Origin of the sequence: Agrococcus beijingensis (genome assembly GCF_030758955.1) — a bacterium.
GTDB lineage: Bacteria > Actinomycetota > Actinomycetes > Actinomycetales > Microbacteriaceae > Agrococcus > Agrococcus beijingensis.
The window spans coordinates 1,858,942-1,872,508 of record NZ_CP132360.1 but is presented as its reverse complement, the minus strand read 5'-3'; the positions used below and the strand labels follow the sequence as shown (position 1 = coordinate 1,872,508).

Annotated in this window: 13 protein-coding genes; 10 read left to right on the top strand and 3 right to left on the bottom strand. The window is 72.4% G+C overall.

The features are described from left to right. The first annotated feature begins 12 nt into the window (after positions 1-12). Positions 13-396: a 50S ribosomal protein L7/L12 gene (rplL, locus tag Q9250_RS09010; RefSeq protein WP_306231535.1), complete on the top strand. Its 384-nt coding sequence runs from the start codon at positions 13-15 to the stop codon at positions 394-396. 71 nt (positions 397-467) lie between these two features. On the opposite strand, the gene Q9250_RS09005 is transcribed toward rplL, so the two are convergent. Beyond that, the gene (locus Q9250_RS09005; protein WP_306231534.1) at positions 468-995 is read right to left on the bottom strand and encodes an HXXEE domain-containing protein; all 528 of its coding nucleotides are present in this window, start codon (positions 993-995) and stop codon (positions 468-470) included. Between Q9250_RS09005 and Q9250_RS09000 the strand changes: the two genes are divergently transcribed. From Q9250_RS09000 to Q9250_RS08990, 3 genes are read left to right on the top strand one after another with little or no spacing between them, the layout of a single operon-like run. Then, positions 994-1,269 (top strand): helix-hairpin-helix domain-containing protein, encoded by a 276-nt coding sequence (locus tag Q9250_RS09000; RefSeq protein ID WP_306231532.1) that lies wholly within the window; start codon positions 994-996, stop codon positions 1,267-1,269. The two genes, Q9250_RS09005 and Q9250_RS09000, sit on opposite strands and share 2 nt — an antisense overlap. After that, positions 1,266-1,952, top strand: a complete 687-nt coding sequence (locus tag Q9250_RS08995) for an MBL fold metallo-hydrolase (RefSeq protein ID WP_306231531.1) — start codon at positions 1,266-1,268, stop codon at positions 1,950-1,952. Before Q9250_RS09000 ends, Q9250_RS08995 begins: the two co-directional genes overlap by 4 nt. A gap of 52 nt (positions 1,953-2,004) precedes the next feature. Then, on the top strand, positions 2,005-3,864 hold the full coding sequence (locus Q9250_RS08990) for an ABC transporter ATP-binding protein (RefSeq protein ID WP_306231530.1): 1,860 nt from the start codon (positions 2,005-2,007) through the stop codon (positions 3,862-3,864). A gap of 193 nt (positions 3,865-4,057) precedes the next feature. Here the strand turns inward: Q9250_RS08990 and Q9250_RS08985 are convergent, their stop codons facing one another. Next, a complete protein-coding gene (locus Q9250_RS08985) occupies positions 4,058-4,438 on the bottom strand; it encodes an MGMT family protein (protein WP_306231529.1) in 381 nt (126 codons plus the stop codon). 248 nt (positions 4,439-4,686) lie between these two features. Here Q9250_RS08985 and Q9250_RS08980 point away from each other — a divergent pair, with 248 nt between their 5' ends. After that, on the top strand, positions 4,687-6,075 hold the full coding sequence (locus Q9250_RS08980) for a cystathionine beta-synthase (protein WP_306231528.1): 1,389 nt from the start codon (positions 4,687-4,689) through the stop codon (positions 6,073-6,075). A 2-nt stretch (positions 6,076-6,077) separates the two neighbouring features. Next, positions 6,078-7,244, top strand: a complete 1,167-nt coding sequence (locus Q9250_RS08975) for a cystathionine gamma-synthase (protein WP_306231527.1) — start codon at positions 6,078-6,080, stop codon at positions 7,242-7,244. 4 nt (positions 7,245-7,248) lie between these two features. On the opposite strand, the gene Q9250_RS08970 is transcribed toward Q9250_RS08975, so the two are convergent. Continuing rightward, a complete protein-coding gene (locus Q9250_RS08970; protein WP_306231526.1) occupies positions 7,249-8,646 on the bottom strand; it encodes an MFS transporter in 1,398 nt (465 codons plus the stop codon). 91 nt (positions 8,647-8,737) lie between these two features. Between Q9250_RS08970 and Q9250_RS08965 the strand changes: the two genes are divergently transcribed. From Q9250_RS08965 to Q9250_RS08950, 4 genes are all read left to right on the top strand, one after another. Next, positions 8,738-9,184: an SRPBCC family protein gene (locus Q9250_RS08965; RefSeq protein ID WP_306231525.1), complete on the top strand. Its 447-nt coding sequence runs from the start codon at positions 8,738-8,740 to the stop codon at positions 9,182-9,184. A gap of 97 nt (positions 9,185-9,281) precedes the next feature. Then, complete coding sequence (locus Q9250_RS08960) at positions 9,282-10,499, top strand: amidohydrolase (protein ID WP_306231524.1); 1,218 nt, start codon at positions 9,282-9,284, stop codon at positions 10,497-10,499. Next, entirely contained in the window at positions 10,496-11,716 is a 1,221-nt protein-coding gene (locus Q9250_RS08955) for a multidrug effflux MFS transporter (protein ID WP_306231523.1), read from the top strand. The genes Q9250_RS08960 and Q9250_RS08955 overlap by 4 nt, the downstream gene beginning before the upstream one ends. A gap of 15 nt (positions 11,717-11,731) precedes the next feature. Then, positions 11,732-13,567, top strand: coding sequence for a helicase HerA-like domain-containing protein (locus Q9250_RS08950; protein ID WP_306231522.1), 1,836 nt, complete (start codon positions 11,732-11,734; stop codon positions 13,565-13,567).

Genomic DNA, 13,567 nt, shown 5'->3' with positions numbered 1-13,567 from the left:
AAGGAGAAGACGATGGCAAAGCTGTCGACTGACGAGCTGCTCGAGCAGTTCAAGGAGCTCACCCTCATCGAGCTCAGCGAGTTCGTGAAGGCATTCGAGGAGACCTTCGAGGTCACCGCAGCCGCCCCGGTCGCCGCCGCCGCAGCCCCCGCTGCCGCTGCTGCTGCCGAGGAGGTCGAGGAGAAGACGGACTTCGACGTCGTGCTCGAGAGCGCCGGCGCCGCGAAGATCCAGGTCATCAAGGTCGTCCGTTCGCTGACGTCGCTCGGCCTCGGCGAGGCCAAGGCACTCGTCGACGGTGCGCCGGCGACGGTGCTCGAGGGCGCCAAGAAGGACGACGCCGAGAAGGCAAAGGCTGACCTCGAAGAGGCCGGCGCGACGGTCACGCTCAAGTAGCGTTCCCCCGCACAGCACGAAGGGCCGCATCCGAGAGGGTGCGGCCCTTCGTCGTTCGTCGTCGCAGGCGGTCAGGGGCGGATGCGTCGCCCCCGTCGGGCGCGCGCGGCTCGTCGCGCGACGGCGTGGCTGACCGGCACCCAGGCGCCGAGCAGGATGGTGACGGCTCCGGCCGCGGGATGGAACGGCACCCGCTGCCGCAGCAGCTCGCCGGCCGCGGCGAGCGAGAAGCCGGCGACCAGCAGCGGCGTGGTGGCGACGCCCGGCGTGTAGCCGCGGCGGGCGACGCTCGCGCCGATGTGGGTGATCGCATGCAGGCCGTAGCCGAGCAGCGCGCCCTGGTAGAGGGCGCTGCGGCCGCCGGTGCGCGCGCCGTCGGCGGCGGCGAGCGCGAACGGGATCCCGACGAGGCCGATCGCCGTCCAGATCTCCTCGCGCGAGCGGCGCACGATGCGCGCGTAGACGGCGAGCCCCTGCCGGTCGAACGCGTCGGCCGCCCGCTGCGTCCAGCCGGGCATCGTGATGGCCTCCTCGAGGTCGTGGAGCGTCCATGCACCCAGCAGTCCCCAGGTCGCCCATCGCGCCGCAGCATCCGTCATGCCTCGAGCATCGGGCCCGCGGGTGTCGCGCGACTGGGAGCGCTCTGCGATCATGCTCGCCATGAGCACGAGGCGGCTGCCCGCGCAGATCGGCGATCTGCCGCCGATCGGGCGCCCGGCCAACGGCGCGCTGCTCGAGCTGGGCGTCACCACGCTGGCGCAGGTGGGAGCGATGGGGGAGCGCGCGCTGCTCGCCCGGCACGGCATCGGCCCGAAGGCAGTGCGACTGCTGCGCGAGGCGCTCGAGGCGGCCGGCATCGAGCTCGCCGCGTGAGCCTCGAGCCGATCGCGCCGGGCATCGATCGCTGGCCGATGCCGGAGGCCGGGATGAACGCGCTGGTGGTCGCCGACGGCGGCGAGGCGCTCGTGGTCGACCCGGGCACGCTGCCCTCGCGCGCCGGCCGGCTGCGCACGGCGATCGAGGCGCGCGGTGACCGCATCGTCGGCGTGGTCGTCACCCACGCGCACTGGGATCACTGCTTCGCGCTCGCGGCCTTCGCCGACGTGCCCTCGTTCGCGCATCCGGCGGCGATCGCCGAGCTGCGCGAGCGCGGCGAGCAGCAGCGTGCCGCGGCGCTCGGCTCCGCCTCCGGCGAGACGGCGGATGCGCTGCGCCACCTCACGATCGCCCTCCCGACGGTGCAGGTGGAGACCCCGCACCGCCTGCAGATCGGCGCGCTGGCGGTGGAGCTCGAGCCGATCGGCCACGCCCACTCCCGCGGCGACCTGGTGGTGCACGTGCCGGCCGCCGCCGCGACGCTCGCGGGCGACCTCGTCGAGACGGCCGGCGACCCGCAGCTCGACGAGCAGACCGACGTGGGCGGATGGCTGCGCGCGCTCGACCGCCTCGGCGCCCACGGCCAGCCGCTGCTGGTGCCGGGCCACGGCGACCCCTGCGGGCGCGAGCGCCTCGACCACCATCGCGCGCTGCTCGAGGCGCACCTCCGATCGGGCTGAGCGCCGAGCCCGGCGGTCGGGCCGCGTCCCCCGCAGCGGCTAGCGTGAAGCCATGAGCATGGGGATGGGCCGCGGCGGCCGTGGCGGCATGGGGATGCGCGACGATGCGGCGCAGCGCGAGGTGAACGCGACCGCGCCCCGCGTGCCCGATCTGGGCCGACGCATCCTCGCCCTCTTCAAGCCCCACCGCGCGGCGATCACGCTCACGATCGCGCTGGTGCTGGTGGTCGCGACGATCGCGGTGTTCCCGCCGCTGCTGACCCAGCGGGTGTTCGACGAGGCGCTGTTCCCGCTCGACGGCGGCGGCCCGAACCTGCCGCTGCTGTGGATGCTCGTGGGCACCATGGTGGCGCTCTGGGTGTCGGCGAGCCTGCTCGGCATCTGGCAGGTGTGGCTGACCACCCGCGTCGGCAACCGGCTGATGGGCGAGCTGCGCACGGCGCTGTTCGACAAGCTGCAGTCGATGGAGCTCGCGTTCTTCACCCGCACGAAGACCGGCGTCATCCAGTCGCGGCTGCAGAACGATGTGGGCGGCGTCGCCAACGTGCTGTCGAACACCGTCTCGTCGGTGGTCGGCAACACCGTCACCGTGATCGCGAGCCTCGTGACGATGCTCATCCTGTCGTGGGAGCTGACGATCATGGCGGTCGTGCTGACCCCCGTGCTCGTGCTGCTGCAGCGCCGCGTCGGCCAGGTGCGCGCCCGCATCGCCACGCAGACGCAGGAGTCGCTGAGCGAGATGACTTCGATCACGCAGGAGGCGCTCTCGGTCTCGGGCATCCTGCTGGCGAAGGCGTTCGGGCGGCAGGGCGACGAGTCGCAGCGCTACCGCGACGAGAACGACCGCCAGGTGGGGCTGCAGGTGCGGCTGACCATGAGCGGCCAGACGTTCTTCGCGCTGGTGTCGATCTTCATCTCGGTGCTGCCCGCCGTCGTCTACGTGATCGCCGGCTTCCTCATCGAGGGCGGCGACCGCGCGGTCACCGCCGGCACCCTGGTGGCGTTCACGACCGTGCAGAGCCGCCTGCTGATGCCGCTCATGGGGCTGCTGCGGGTGGGCCTCGACCTGCAGACCTCGGGCGCGCTCTTCGCCCGCATCTTCGAGTACCTCGACCTGCAGCCCGCCATCGTGCCGCCGGCAGCGGGCAAGCCGCTCGACCGCGCGCACCTCGGCGAGGTCGCGTTCGACGACGTCGTCTTCCGCTACCCCGACGCCAAGGCCGAGGAGCCGAACACGCTCGACGGCGTCTCCTTCTCGCTCGCGCCCGGCACGTTCGCCGCCTTCGTCGGGCCGTCGGGCGCCGGCAAGACGACCATCGGCTACCTGCTGCCGCGCCTGCACGAGGTCACCGGGGGAGCGGTGCGCTTCGCCGGCACCGACGTGCGCGAGCTCGACCCGGCGGCGCTCACCGAGCACATCGGCATCGTGAGCCAGGAGCCCTACCTGTTCCACGCATCCATCGCCGAGAACCTGCGCTACGCCAAGCCCGACGCCACCGACGACGAGCTCGACGCCGCGACGCGCGCGGCCAGCATCTACGACACGATCCACCGGTTCCCGGACGGCTACGACACGCTCGTGGGCGAGCGCGGCTATCGCCTCTCCGGCGGCGAGAAGCAGCGCATCGCGATCGCGCGCGTGCTCCTGAAGGATCCCGAGGTGCTCGTGCTCGACGAGGCCACCAGCGCGCTCGACACCGTCTCGGAGCGCATCGTGCAGGGCGCGCTCGACGAGGCGGCCCGTGGCCGCACCACGCTGGCGATCGCGCACCGGCTCTCGACCATCCGCCACGCCGACGTCATCTTCGTCATCGACCGGGGCAGCATCGTCGAGCAGGGCACCCACGGCGAGCTGCTCGCCGCGGGCGGCACCTACGCGACGCTCTTCGCGCAGCAGGCAGCGACCGTCTGAGCGGGTCGGGCGCGCACGGGCCGCGACTGCCTGAGCCGGCCGAGCGCGCATGGGCCGCGACTGCCGGCGAGCTCGACCCCGTGCACCAATCTCGACCCGGTGCACCGGATCGGATTCGGTGGAAGGGGTCCGGCTCGCGGAGGCAGCAAGCCGCGCCAGCCGCGCCCACGGCGCCCGTAGCGCCGCCCAGCGATCAGGGGGCGGATGCGTCGAGGCCGTCGTCGTCGAGGCCAGGCAGGTCGCGGGTCGCCTCCCGCCAGCGCCGCTCGAGGTCGTCCATGTCGGCGGCGTAGTCGGCGTATCGGCAGCCGAGCCCGTTGGGCTTCACGCGGATGCCCTCCTCCCGCCAGTGCGGCAGCGCGTGCTGCAGCAGGTCGCCGCCGAAGTCGCCCGCGTGGCTGGTGATGCGCCACCAGGGCAGCCCGTGGCTGTAGTGCTTGAGGATCGAGCCCACCTGCCGCGGCCCGATGCCGCAGATCGCGGCGACGGCGCCGTACGAGGCGACGCGCCCCGGCGGCACGAGCTCGACGCAGCGCAGCACGCGCTCGATGACGAGCTCCCGCCTGGCGTCCATCCCCACATCCTGCCGCAGCGCATCCGCCCCTCTTCGCCCGCGACCCCGTCCAGGCCCCCGCCACCGCCGTCCACAACGCAAGCCCGATCGGCGATCGGCGCGGCAGTCGGCCCGGCACGGCGGCGAGCGCTGCGGAAAGCCGCCCCGCGGCTTGCGTTGTGCATCCGACCGGGGATGAGGGATGGGGGGAGGGAGGAGGGGCCGCGCGTGGTCGGCCGGTAGGCTCGTGCGGCAAGGCAGGAGGCCCCATGCGCTACGCAGAGTCCATCCTCGACACCATCGGCGACACCCCGCTCGTGCGGCTGTCGAAGGTGACCGAGGGCATCGCCGCGACCGTGCTCGCGAAGGTCGAGTTCCTGAACCCCGGCGGCTCCGTGAAGGATCGCATCGCGGCGGCGATGATCGACGACGCTGAGGCGAAGGGACTGCTGCTCCCCGGCGGCACCATCGTCGAGCCGACCAGCGGCAACACCGGCGTCGGCCTCGCGCTCGTCGCGCAGCAGAAGGGCTACCGCTGCATCTTCGTCTGCCCCGACAAGGTCGCCGACGACAAGCTCGCGGTGCTGCGCGCCTACGGCGCCGAGGTGGTCGTGACGCCCACCGCGGTCGCCCCCGACAGCCCCGAGTCGTACTACGGCGTCGCGAACCGGCTCGTCGACGAGATCGAGGGTGCCTACCAGCCCAACCAGTTCTTCAACCCGGCCGCGCCGGCCGCGCACGAGGCGACCACCGGCCCCGAGATCTGGCGCGACACCGACGGCCGGCTGACGCACTTCGTCGCCGGCGTCGGCACCGGCGGCACGATCACCGGCACGTCCCGATTCCTGAAGCGCGCTTCCGAGGGCGCGGTGACCGTGATCGGCGCCGACCCCGAGGGCTCCATCTACTCCGGCGGCACCGGCCGGCCGTACCTCGTCGAGGGCGTCGGCGAAGACATGTGGCCGGGCAACTACGACCCGAGCGTGGTCGATCGGGTGATCGCGGTGAACGACGCCGAGTCGTTCGCGATGACCCGCCGCCTCGCCCGCGAGGAGGGCCTGCTGGTCGGCGGCTCGAGCGGCATGGCCGTGGTCGTCGCGCTGCGCGTCGCGCGCGAGCTCCCCGCCGACGCCGTCATGGTGGTGCTGCTGCCCGACTCGGGCCGCGGCTACCTGCAGAAGGTCTACTCCGACGCCTGGATGCGCTCCTACGGCTTCGCCGCCCCCGCCAGCGAGACGACCGTGCGCGACGTGCTCGTCGGCAAGGGCGCGGCCCGCGGCAAGGAGGGCTCGATGCCCTCGCTCGTGCACGCGCACCCGACCGACACCGTGCACGACGCGATCGAGATCATGCGCGAGTACGGCGTCAGCCAGCTGCCCGTGCTCACCGCCGAGCCGCCCGTGGTGATCGGCGAGGTCGCCGGGGCCGTCGACGAGCGCACCCTGCTCGACGCCGTCTTCGCCGAGCACGCGCAGCTCGCCGACCCGGTGTCGAAGCACCTGGGCGCCAGGCTGCCGCAGATCGGCATCACCGAGTCGGTGGATGCGCTCCTGGCGGCCCTGAAGACCAGTGACGCCCTCCTCGTGCTCGAGGAGGCGAAGCCCGTGGGCGTCGTCACCCGCACCGACCTGCTCACCCACCTCTCGAAGGAGGCATGACCGTGACCGAGACCCATCCGGCAGAGCCCCGCGGCTTCTCGACCCGCGCGATCCACGACGGGCAGCCGTTCGACCCGCGCACCGGCGCCGTCATCCCGCCGATCTTCATGACCTCGACGTTCGTGCAGGACGGCGTGGGCGGCTTCCGCGACGGCTACGAGTACTCGCGCGGCGGCAACCCCAGCCGGGACGCGCTGCAGCTGCAGCTCGCGAGCCTCGAGGGCGGCACGCACGCGTTCGCCTTCGGCTCCGGCCTCGCCGCCGAGGACGCGGTGCTGCGCTCGGTGCTCGAGCCCGGCGCGCACGTGCTGATGGGCAACGACGTCTACGGCGGCACGCACCGCCTGGTGAAGAAGGTCTGGGAGAAGTGGGGGGTCGAGATCACGACCGCCGACGCATCCGACCTCGACGCCGTCAAGGCATCCGTGCGCCCCAACACCCGCATCCTGTGGGTCGAGACGCCCTCGAACCCGCTCATGAAGGTGGCCGACATCGCGGGCCTCGCCGAGATCGGCCATGCGGCCGGCGCGATCGTCGTCGCCGACAACACGTTCGCGACCCCGTACCTGCAGCAGCCGCTCGCGCTCGGCGCCGACGTGGTCGTGCACTCGACGACGAAGTACATCGGCGGGCACTCCGACCTCGTCGGCGGTGCGGTGGTGACGGCGGATGCGTCGCTCGCCGAGGGCATCGGATTCCACCAGTTCGCGGTCGGTGCCGTGAACAGCCCGTTCGACGCCTGGCTGACGACCCGGTCGCTGAAGACGCTGAGCGTGCGCGTCGAGCGGCACTGCGCGAACGCGCAGGCGGTCGCCGAGTCGCTCGTCGGCCACCCGGCGATCGCCGCCGTGCATTACCCGGGGCTGCCCGACCACCCGCAGCACGAGCTGGCGTCGCGGCAGATGCGTGGCTTCGGCGGCATGGTGTCGATCCAGCTCACGGGCGGGAGGGCAGCGGCGCTCAGGCTGGTGAAGCAGACGCGCGTGTTCCAGCTGGCGGAGTCGCTCGGCGGCGTCGAGAGCCTCGTCTGCTACCCGTTCGAGATGACGCACGCGTCGGTGCGCGGCACCGAGCTCGAGGTGCCCGACGACCTGCTGCGGCTGTCGGTCGGGCTCGAGGACGCCGGCGACCTGGTCGCCGACCTGCAGCAGGCGTTCGCGGCGATCTAGCGGGTCAGTCGAGCGCCTGGCCTCGCCGCTCGGGGATCGTCCAGGCGGCGATCGCGGCGATCGCGAAGGCCAGCGCGAACGTGCCGAACAGCACCAGCGGTCCGCCGAGCGCCAGCAGCGGCGGCACCGCGAGCGGCGCCAGGATCGACGCGATGCGGCCGAAGCCCGCCGCCGCGCCGGTGCCGGTGCCGCGCACGGTCGTCGGGTAGAGCTCCGGCCCGATGGCGTAGAGCGCGCCCCACGCGCCGAGGTTGCAGAACGACAGCGCGCAGCCGGCGGCGATGATCATCGCCTCGGTCGACGCGGTGCCGTACCAGGCGGCGGCGAGCGCCGAGCCGATCAGGAACACGGTCAGCGTGGGGCGACGGCCCCACTTCTCGATGAGGAACGCGGCGAGCGCGTAGCCGGGCAGCTGCGCCAGCGTGATGATGAGCGTGAACTCGAACGAGCGCACCAGCGAGAAGCCCTGCTCGACGAGCAGCGACGGGATCCAGATGAACGCGCCGTAGTACGAGAAGTTGATGCAGAACCAGACGGTCCAGAGCGCGAGGGTGCGCCGGCGGAGCGCGGGCGACCAGATCGAGACCGCAGGGGCGGTCTCGGGCCGAGCCGACGCATCCGCCGTCGTGGTCTCGGCAGGCGTCGTGGTCTCGGCCGACGCCGCGTCGTCGGCGGCTGGGAGGTCGGGCAGGTGCCCCGGTGAGGGCACGTCGGCGGCCTCCTCGAAGCGCCGCACGGTGCGCTCGGCCTCCGAGAAGCGGCCCTTCGACTCGAGGAAGCGCACCGACTCGGGCATGCCCCAGCGCACCACGATCGAGAAGATTGCCGGCGCCATGCCGATCGCGAGGCCCCACCGCCAGCCGTCGTCGCTCGCGCCGATCACGAAGGTGCCGATGATCGCGGCGGCGATCCAGCCCACCGCCCAGAACGCCTCGAGCCACACCACGACGCGGCCGCGGATGCGCTTGGGCGCGAACTCGCTGACGAGCGTCGAGGCGACCGGCAGCTCGGCGCCGAGGCCCAGGCCGACGATGAAGCGCAGCACCAGCAGCGCCGCGAGCGAGCCGACGAGCGCCGAGGCGCCGGTGGCGAGCCCGTAGACGATCAGCGTGATCGCGAAGATGCTGCGACGGCCGATGCGGTCGGCGAGCAGCCCGCCCACGGTCGCGCCGATCGCCATGCCGACGAAGCCGATCGAGGCGATCCAGCTGGTCTCGGTGCGGCCGAGGCTCCACTGCTCGGCGAGCGCGGCGATCACGAACGAGATGAGGCCGACGTCCATCGCGTCGAGCGCCCAGCCGATGCCGGAGGTGCCGAGCAGGCGGCCGTGCCTGCGCGTGAACGGCAGTCGGTCGAGGCGCTCGGAGCGGGTCAGGCCGTCGGGCGGGGCAAGGGCGGTCATGCGGGTGCCTCTCGTCAGGGCGCGCCTCGAGGCGCGCATCGCCGGACGGCACCACTGTAGTGCGGGCCCCATGCGGCGATAGCGTGGCCGCATGAGCGACGCCTTCGAGATCCCGGACGATGCCGAGCACGCCGAGGTGGTCGCGTTCGTCACGACGACGACGGATGCGCTGTGGCCGCTCCTGACGACGGGTGCCGGTCTGGAGCAGTGGTGGTGGCCGATGTTCGACGACACCCGCTACGAGATCGACGCGCAGGAGGGCGGCACCTACCGGATCCGCACGGCCACCGGCGGCTTCGGCGTGCAGGGCCGCTACCTCGAGCTCGACGAGGGCCGGCGGATCGTGCAGTCGTGGGACTGGCTGGAGGGCGAGGAGTTCGCGCCCCAGCCGTCGCAGCTGGTGATCGTCGACCTCGAGGAGCGCGACGGCGGCACGCTGGTGACCGTGCGCCAGACCGCCCTGATGGACGAGGTCGACGACTTCCGGCAGGGCTGGCAGGACTGCCTGACGCGGCTCGAGGAGCTCTTCGACGCCTGAGCCCCGCCGGTTCGGAGCCGGTGAAGTCGTTCGCCGGGCTAAGCAGTGTCGTAGGCTGAAGCCCAGACGCCCGACACCCGACACGAAGAGGACACCCATGCTGCTCGCCATCGTCAACGCCCACGTCGTGCCCGTCGAGGGCGAGGAGTTCGAGGGCACGATCCTGGTGCGCGACGGCCGCATCGCCGAGCTCGGCGCCGACGTGACGGTGCCCGAGGGCGCCGAGGTGCTCGACGTCGGCGGCGCGCAGGTCACGCCCGGCCTCATCGACGCGCACGTGCACCTCGGCGTGCACCCGGAGGGCGACGGCAGCACCGCCAACGACACGAACGAGATGACGAGCCCCAACACGGCGGGCCTGCGCACGGTCGACGCGATCGACCCCTACGACGAGGGCTTCGACCTGGCGCTCGCGGGCGGCGTCACGACCGTCAACGTCAACCCGGGCTCCGCCAACCCGATCGGCGGCCAGGCGACCACGCTGCACACGCACGGGCGCATCGTCGACCACATGGTGCTGCGGGCGCCCGCTGGGGTGAAGAGCGCGCTGGGCGAGAACCCGAAGCGCGTCTACGGCGAGAAGAAGGTGCTGCCCTCCACCCGCATGGGCACGGCCAAGGTGATCCGCGACGCCTTCGTGGCCGCGCAGAGCTACCAGCGCCGCAAGGCCGACCCGAGCAACGACGAGCGCCACGACGTCGACCTGACGCTCGAGGCGCTGACCCTCGTGCTCGAGCGGCAGATCCCGTGGCGCCAGCACGCGCACCGCGCCGACGACATCATCACCGCGCTGCGGCTGCAGGCCGAGTTCGGCTACGACCTCGTGATCGACCACGGCACCGAGGCGCACGTGGTGGCCGACCTGCTCGCCGAGCGCGGGGTGCCCGTGCTCATCGGCCCGCTGTTCACCACCAAGTCGAAGATGGAGCTGCGCAAGCGCTCGATAGCCAACCCCGGCAAGCTCGCGAAGGCGGGCGTCGAGCTGTCGATCATCACCGATCACCCGGTGATCCCCATCTCGTTCCTCGTGCACCAGGCATCCTTCGCCGTCCGTGAGGGGCTCGACCGCGAGACGGCGCTGCGCGCGATCACCATCAACCCCGCGAAGGTGCTCGGCGTCGCCGACGAGGTCGGCTCGCTCGAGCCGGGCAAGCGCGCCGACATCGTGGTCTGGGGCGGCGACTGGATGGATCCGATGGCGCGCCCGCGCACGGTGCTGGTCGACGGTCGCGTGGTGTTCGAGCACGACGCCGCCACCGGCGACGAGCGCGTCGCCCCGCGCGACGACGTGCCGCTCGTGCTGCCCCAGGCGTGACCGCCTCGCCCGGCGACGGGCTGACCCGCGGCCGCCGCATCACGACGCTCGTCGTGCTGGGGCTGCTCGCCGGGCTCGGGCCGTTCACGATCGACCTCTACCTGCCGGCCTTCCCGGCGGTGAAGCGGGCGTTCGACACGACGGATGCGGCGGTGCAGCTGACCCTGTCGGCCACGACCCTGGGATTCGCGTTCGGGCAGCTGGTGGTCGGCCCGCTGTCGGACCGCATCGGCAGGCGGCGGCCGCTGCTGATCGCCACCAGCGTGCACGTGCTGGCGAGCGTCGGCGTCGCGCTCGCCCCCGACATCGCCTCGCTGCTGGTGCTGCGCGTCGTGCAGGGGTTCGGTGCGGCTGCCGGCACCGTCGTCGCGATGGCGATGGTGCGCGACCTCTTCGCCGGCAAGAAGCTGACCACGGCGCTGTCGCGGCTGGCGCTGGTGATCGGCATCGCGCCCATCGCGGCGCCGGTGCTCGGCTCGTGGCTGCTCGGCTTCCTCGAATGGCGGGGGCTCTTCTGGGTGCTGGCCGCCTATGCGGCGCTGGTGATCGTGCTGCAGCTCGTCTTCCTGCGCGAGACCCTCCCGCCGCACCTGCGCCATGTGCCCGGCCACTCGACGCTCGCCCAGAAGTACCGGGCGGTGCTCACCGACCGCGTCTTCGTCGGCGTCGCCGTCATCGGCGCGAGCATCTTCGGCGGCATGTTCGCCTACCTATCGACCTCGTCGCTGCTGCTGCAGGAGGTCTACGGCTTCACGCCCGGCGAGTTCGGCATCGTCTTCGCGCTCTGCTCGATCGCGGTGCTGATCGGCACCCAGACGGCGGGGCGCGCGGCGAACCGCTTCGGGCCGCAGTGGGTGCTCTCGGTCTCGACGGCGCTGCTCATCGTCGGGGCGACGCTGGTGATCGTGTTCGACCTCCTCGCCTTCGGCGTCGCCGGGCTCGTGCCCGCGATCGCGCTGTTCGCCTTCGCCTTCGGGCTGTCGATGCCGTGCGTCCAGACGCTCGCGCTCGTCGGCCACCGCAGCGAAGCGGGCACCGCAGCCTCGCTGCTCGGGGCGCTCAACATGTCGATCGCGGGCCTCGTGGGGCCCGTCGTCGGCCTCTTCGGGGTCGAGAGCGCCGTTCCGATGGGCGCGATCATGCTGGTCTGCGGCGTGCTCGCCACCTGCATGCTCTGGTTCGTCGTGCGCCCCAAGGACGTGCCTCCGATCGAGTGATGCAAGGATGGCGGCATGAGCGACGAGCTGGCCAAGGTGCAGGCAGAGATCGAAGCGGCACGCAAGGCTCAGGCGGAGGCCGAGGCTCGGCTGGCAGAGCTGCAGGCGAGCCAGCAGCGGGTGAAGATCGACACGCCGCCGCTGCCGGCGGACGATGCGGCGCCCGACGAGGCGCCGCCGGTCGCGGAGCGCTTCGAGGAGGCGCCGCAGTCGGCGCCGGCGCCGGCCGATCTCGATCAGCCGGTCGAGCCCGGTGCCCACCTCGAGCCCGCGCCGTCGACCGGACCGCTCGCCGCCGACGAGGTCGGCGCGATCCGGGCGGGCTACGCGTTCGAGGGCGCCGCGCTCGAGATGGGAGCGCTCGTCAACGGCGAGGCCGACCCGGAGACCCAGGTGCGCATCCCGCTGGGCATGGTGAACCGCCACGGCCTCATCGCCGGGGCGACCGGCACGGGCAAGACCAAGACGCTGCAGGTGCTCGCCGAGCAGCTGTCGGCTGCGGGCGTGCCCGTCTTCGCCGCCGACATCAAGGGCGATCTCTCGGGTGTCGCGACGCCCGGCGAGTCCAGCGACAAGCTGCTGGCGCGCACTGCGGGCATCGGTCAGGCGTGGGACGGCGCCGGATTCCCGGTCGAGTACTTCGCGCTGGGTGGCGAGGGCATCGGCGTGCCGATCCGAGCGACCGTGCTCTCGTTCGGCCCGGTGCTGCTGTCGAAGGTGCTGGGCCTGAACGACACGCAGGAGTCGAGCCTCGGCATCGTCTTCGCCTACGCCGACGAGCAGCGGCTGCCGCTCGTCGACCTCAAGGACCTGCGCGAGCTGCTCCTCTGGCTCACCAGCGACCTGGGCAAGGAGGAGCTCAAGCGGCTCGGCGGCATCTCGACGCAGACGGCGGGCGTGATCCTGCGCGAGATCACCGCCTTCAGCGAGCAGGGCGCCGACGTCTTCTTCGGCGAGCCCGAGATCGACACGCGCGAGCTCATGCGCACCACCCCCGACGGCCGTGGCGTCATCAGCCTGCTCGAGGTTCCCGGTGTCGCCAGCCAGCCCGCACTCTTCTCCACCTTCCTCATGTGGCTGCTCGCCGACCTGTTCGAGGACCTGCCGGAGGTGGGTGACATCGACAAGCCCAAGCTGGTCTTCTTCTTCGACGAGGCGCACCTGCTGTTCAAGGACGCCTCCAAGGACTTCCTGAGCGCCATCACCCAGACCGTCCGACTCATCCGCTCGAAGGGCGTCGGCATCTTCTTCGTGACGCAGACCCCGAAGGATGTGCCGAGCGACGTGCTCGCGCAGCTCGGCTCGCGCGTGCAGCACCAGCTGCGCGCCCACACGCCCGACGACGCGACCGCGCTGCGCTCCACCGTGCGCACCTACCCGCGCAGCGGCTACGACCTCGAGCAGGTGCTCACCGGGCTCGGCATCGGGGAGGCGATCGTGACCGTGATGAACGAGCGCGGCGCGCCCACGCCCGTCGCCTGGACGCGCCTGCGGGCGCCGCAGGGCTCGATGGATCCGACGCCCGAGGCCGCGATGCGGCAGACGGTGCAGTCGTCGTCGCTGCTGCCGAAGTACGGTCAGGCCGTCGACCGCGAGTCGGCGTACGAGATCCTGCAGGCCAAGCTGCGGGCGGCGCAGAAGGCGGAGCAGGACGAGGCGGCCCGCGAGGAGGCTGAGGCTGAGGCGGCACGGCTCGAGAAGGCGGCGCGACAGGGTCGCGGCTCGGGCGGCTCCGGCGGCTCCGGGCAGCGGTCTGGAGGCAACGTGGTCACCGACTTCATCGGCTCCCGCACCGGCCAGTCGCTGATCCGCGAGATCGTGCGCGGCGTCTTCGGCAACCGACGCCGGTGA

Bases quoted from the DNA above. Each gene is read 5' to 3' on its own strand.
- rplL (WP_306231535.1), top strand. From the start codon at position 13: ATGGCAAAGCTGTCGACTGACGAGCTGCTCGAGCAGTTCAAGGAGCTC.
- Q9250_RS09000 (WP_306231532.1), top strand. From the start codon at position 994: ATGCCTCGAGCATCGGGCCCGCGGGTGTCGCGCGACTGGGAGCGCTCT.
- Q9250_RS09005 (WP_306231534.1), bottom strand. From the start codon at position 995: ATGACGGATGCTGCGGCGCGATGGGCGACCTGGGGACTGCTGGGTGCA.
- Q9250_RS08990 (WP_306231530.1), top strand. From the start codon at position 2,005: ATGAGCATGGGGATGGGCCGCGGCGGCCGTGGCGGCATGGGGATGCGC.
- Q9250_RS08985 (WP_306231529.1), bottom strand. From the start codon at position 4,438: ATGGACGCCAGGCGGGAGCTCGTCATCGAGCGCGTGCTGCGCTGCGTC.
- Q9250_RS08980 (WP_306231528.1), top strand. From the start codon at position 4,687: ATGCGCTACGCAGAGTCCATCCTCGACACCATCGGCGACACCCCGCTC.
- Q9250_RS08970 (WP_306231526.1), bottom strand. From the start codon at position 8,646: ATGACCGCCCTTGCCCCGCCCGACGGCCTGACCCGCTCCGAGCGCCTC.
- Q9250_RS08965 (WP_306231525.1), top strand. From the start codon at position 8,738: ATGAGCGACGCCTTCGAGATCCCGGACGATGCCGAGCACGCCGAGGTG.
- Q9250_RS08960 (WP_306231524.1), top strand. From the start codon at position 9,282: ATGCTGCTCGCCATCGTCAACGCCCACGTCGTGCCCGTCGAGGGCGAG.
- Q9250_RS08950 (WP_306231522.1), top strand. From the start codon at position 11,732: ATGAGCGACGAGCTGGCCAAGGTGCAGGCAGAGATCGAAGCGGCACGC.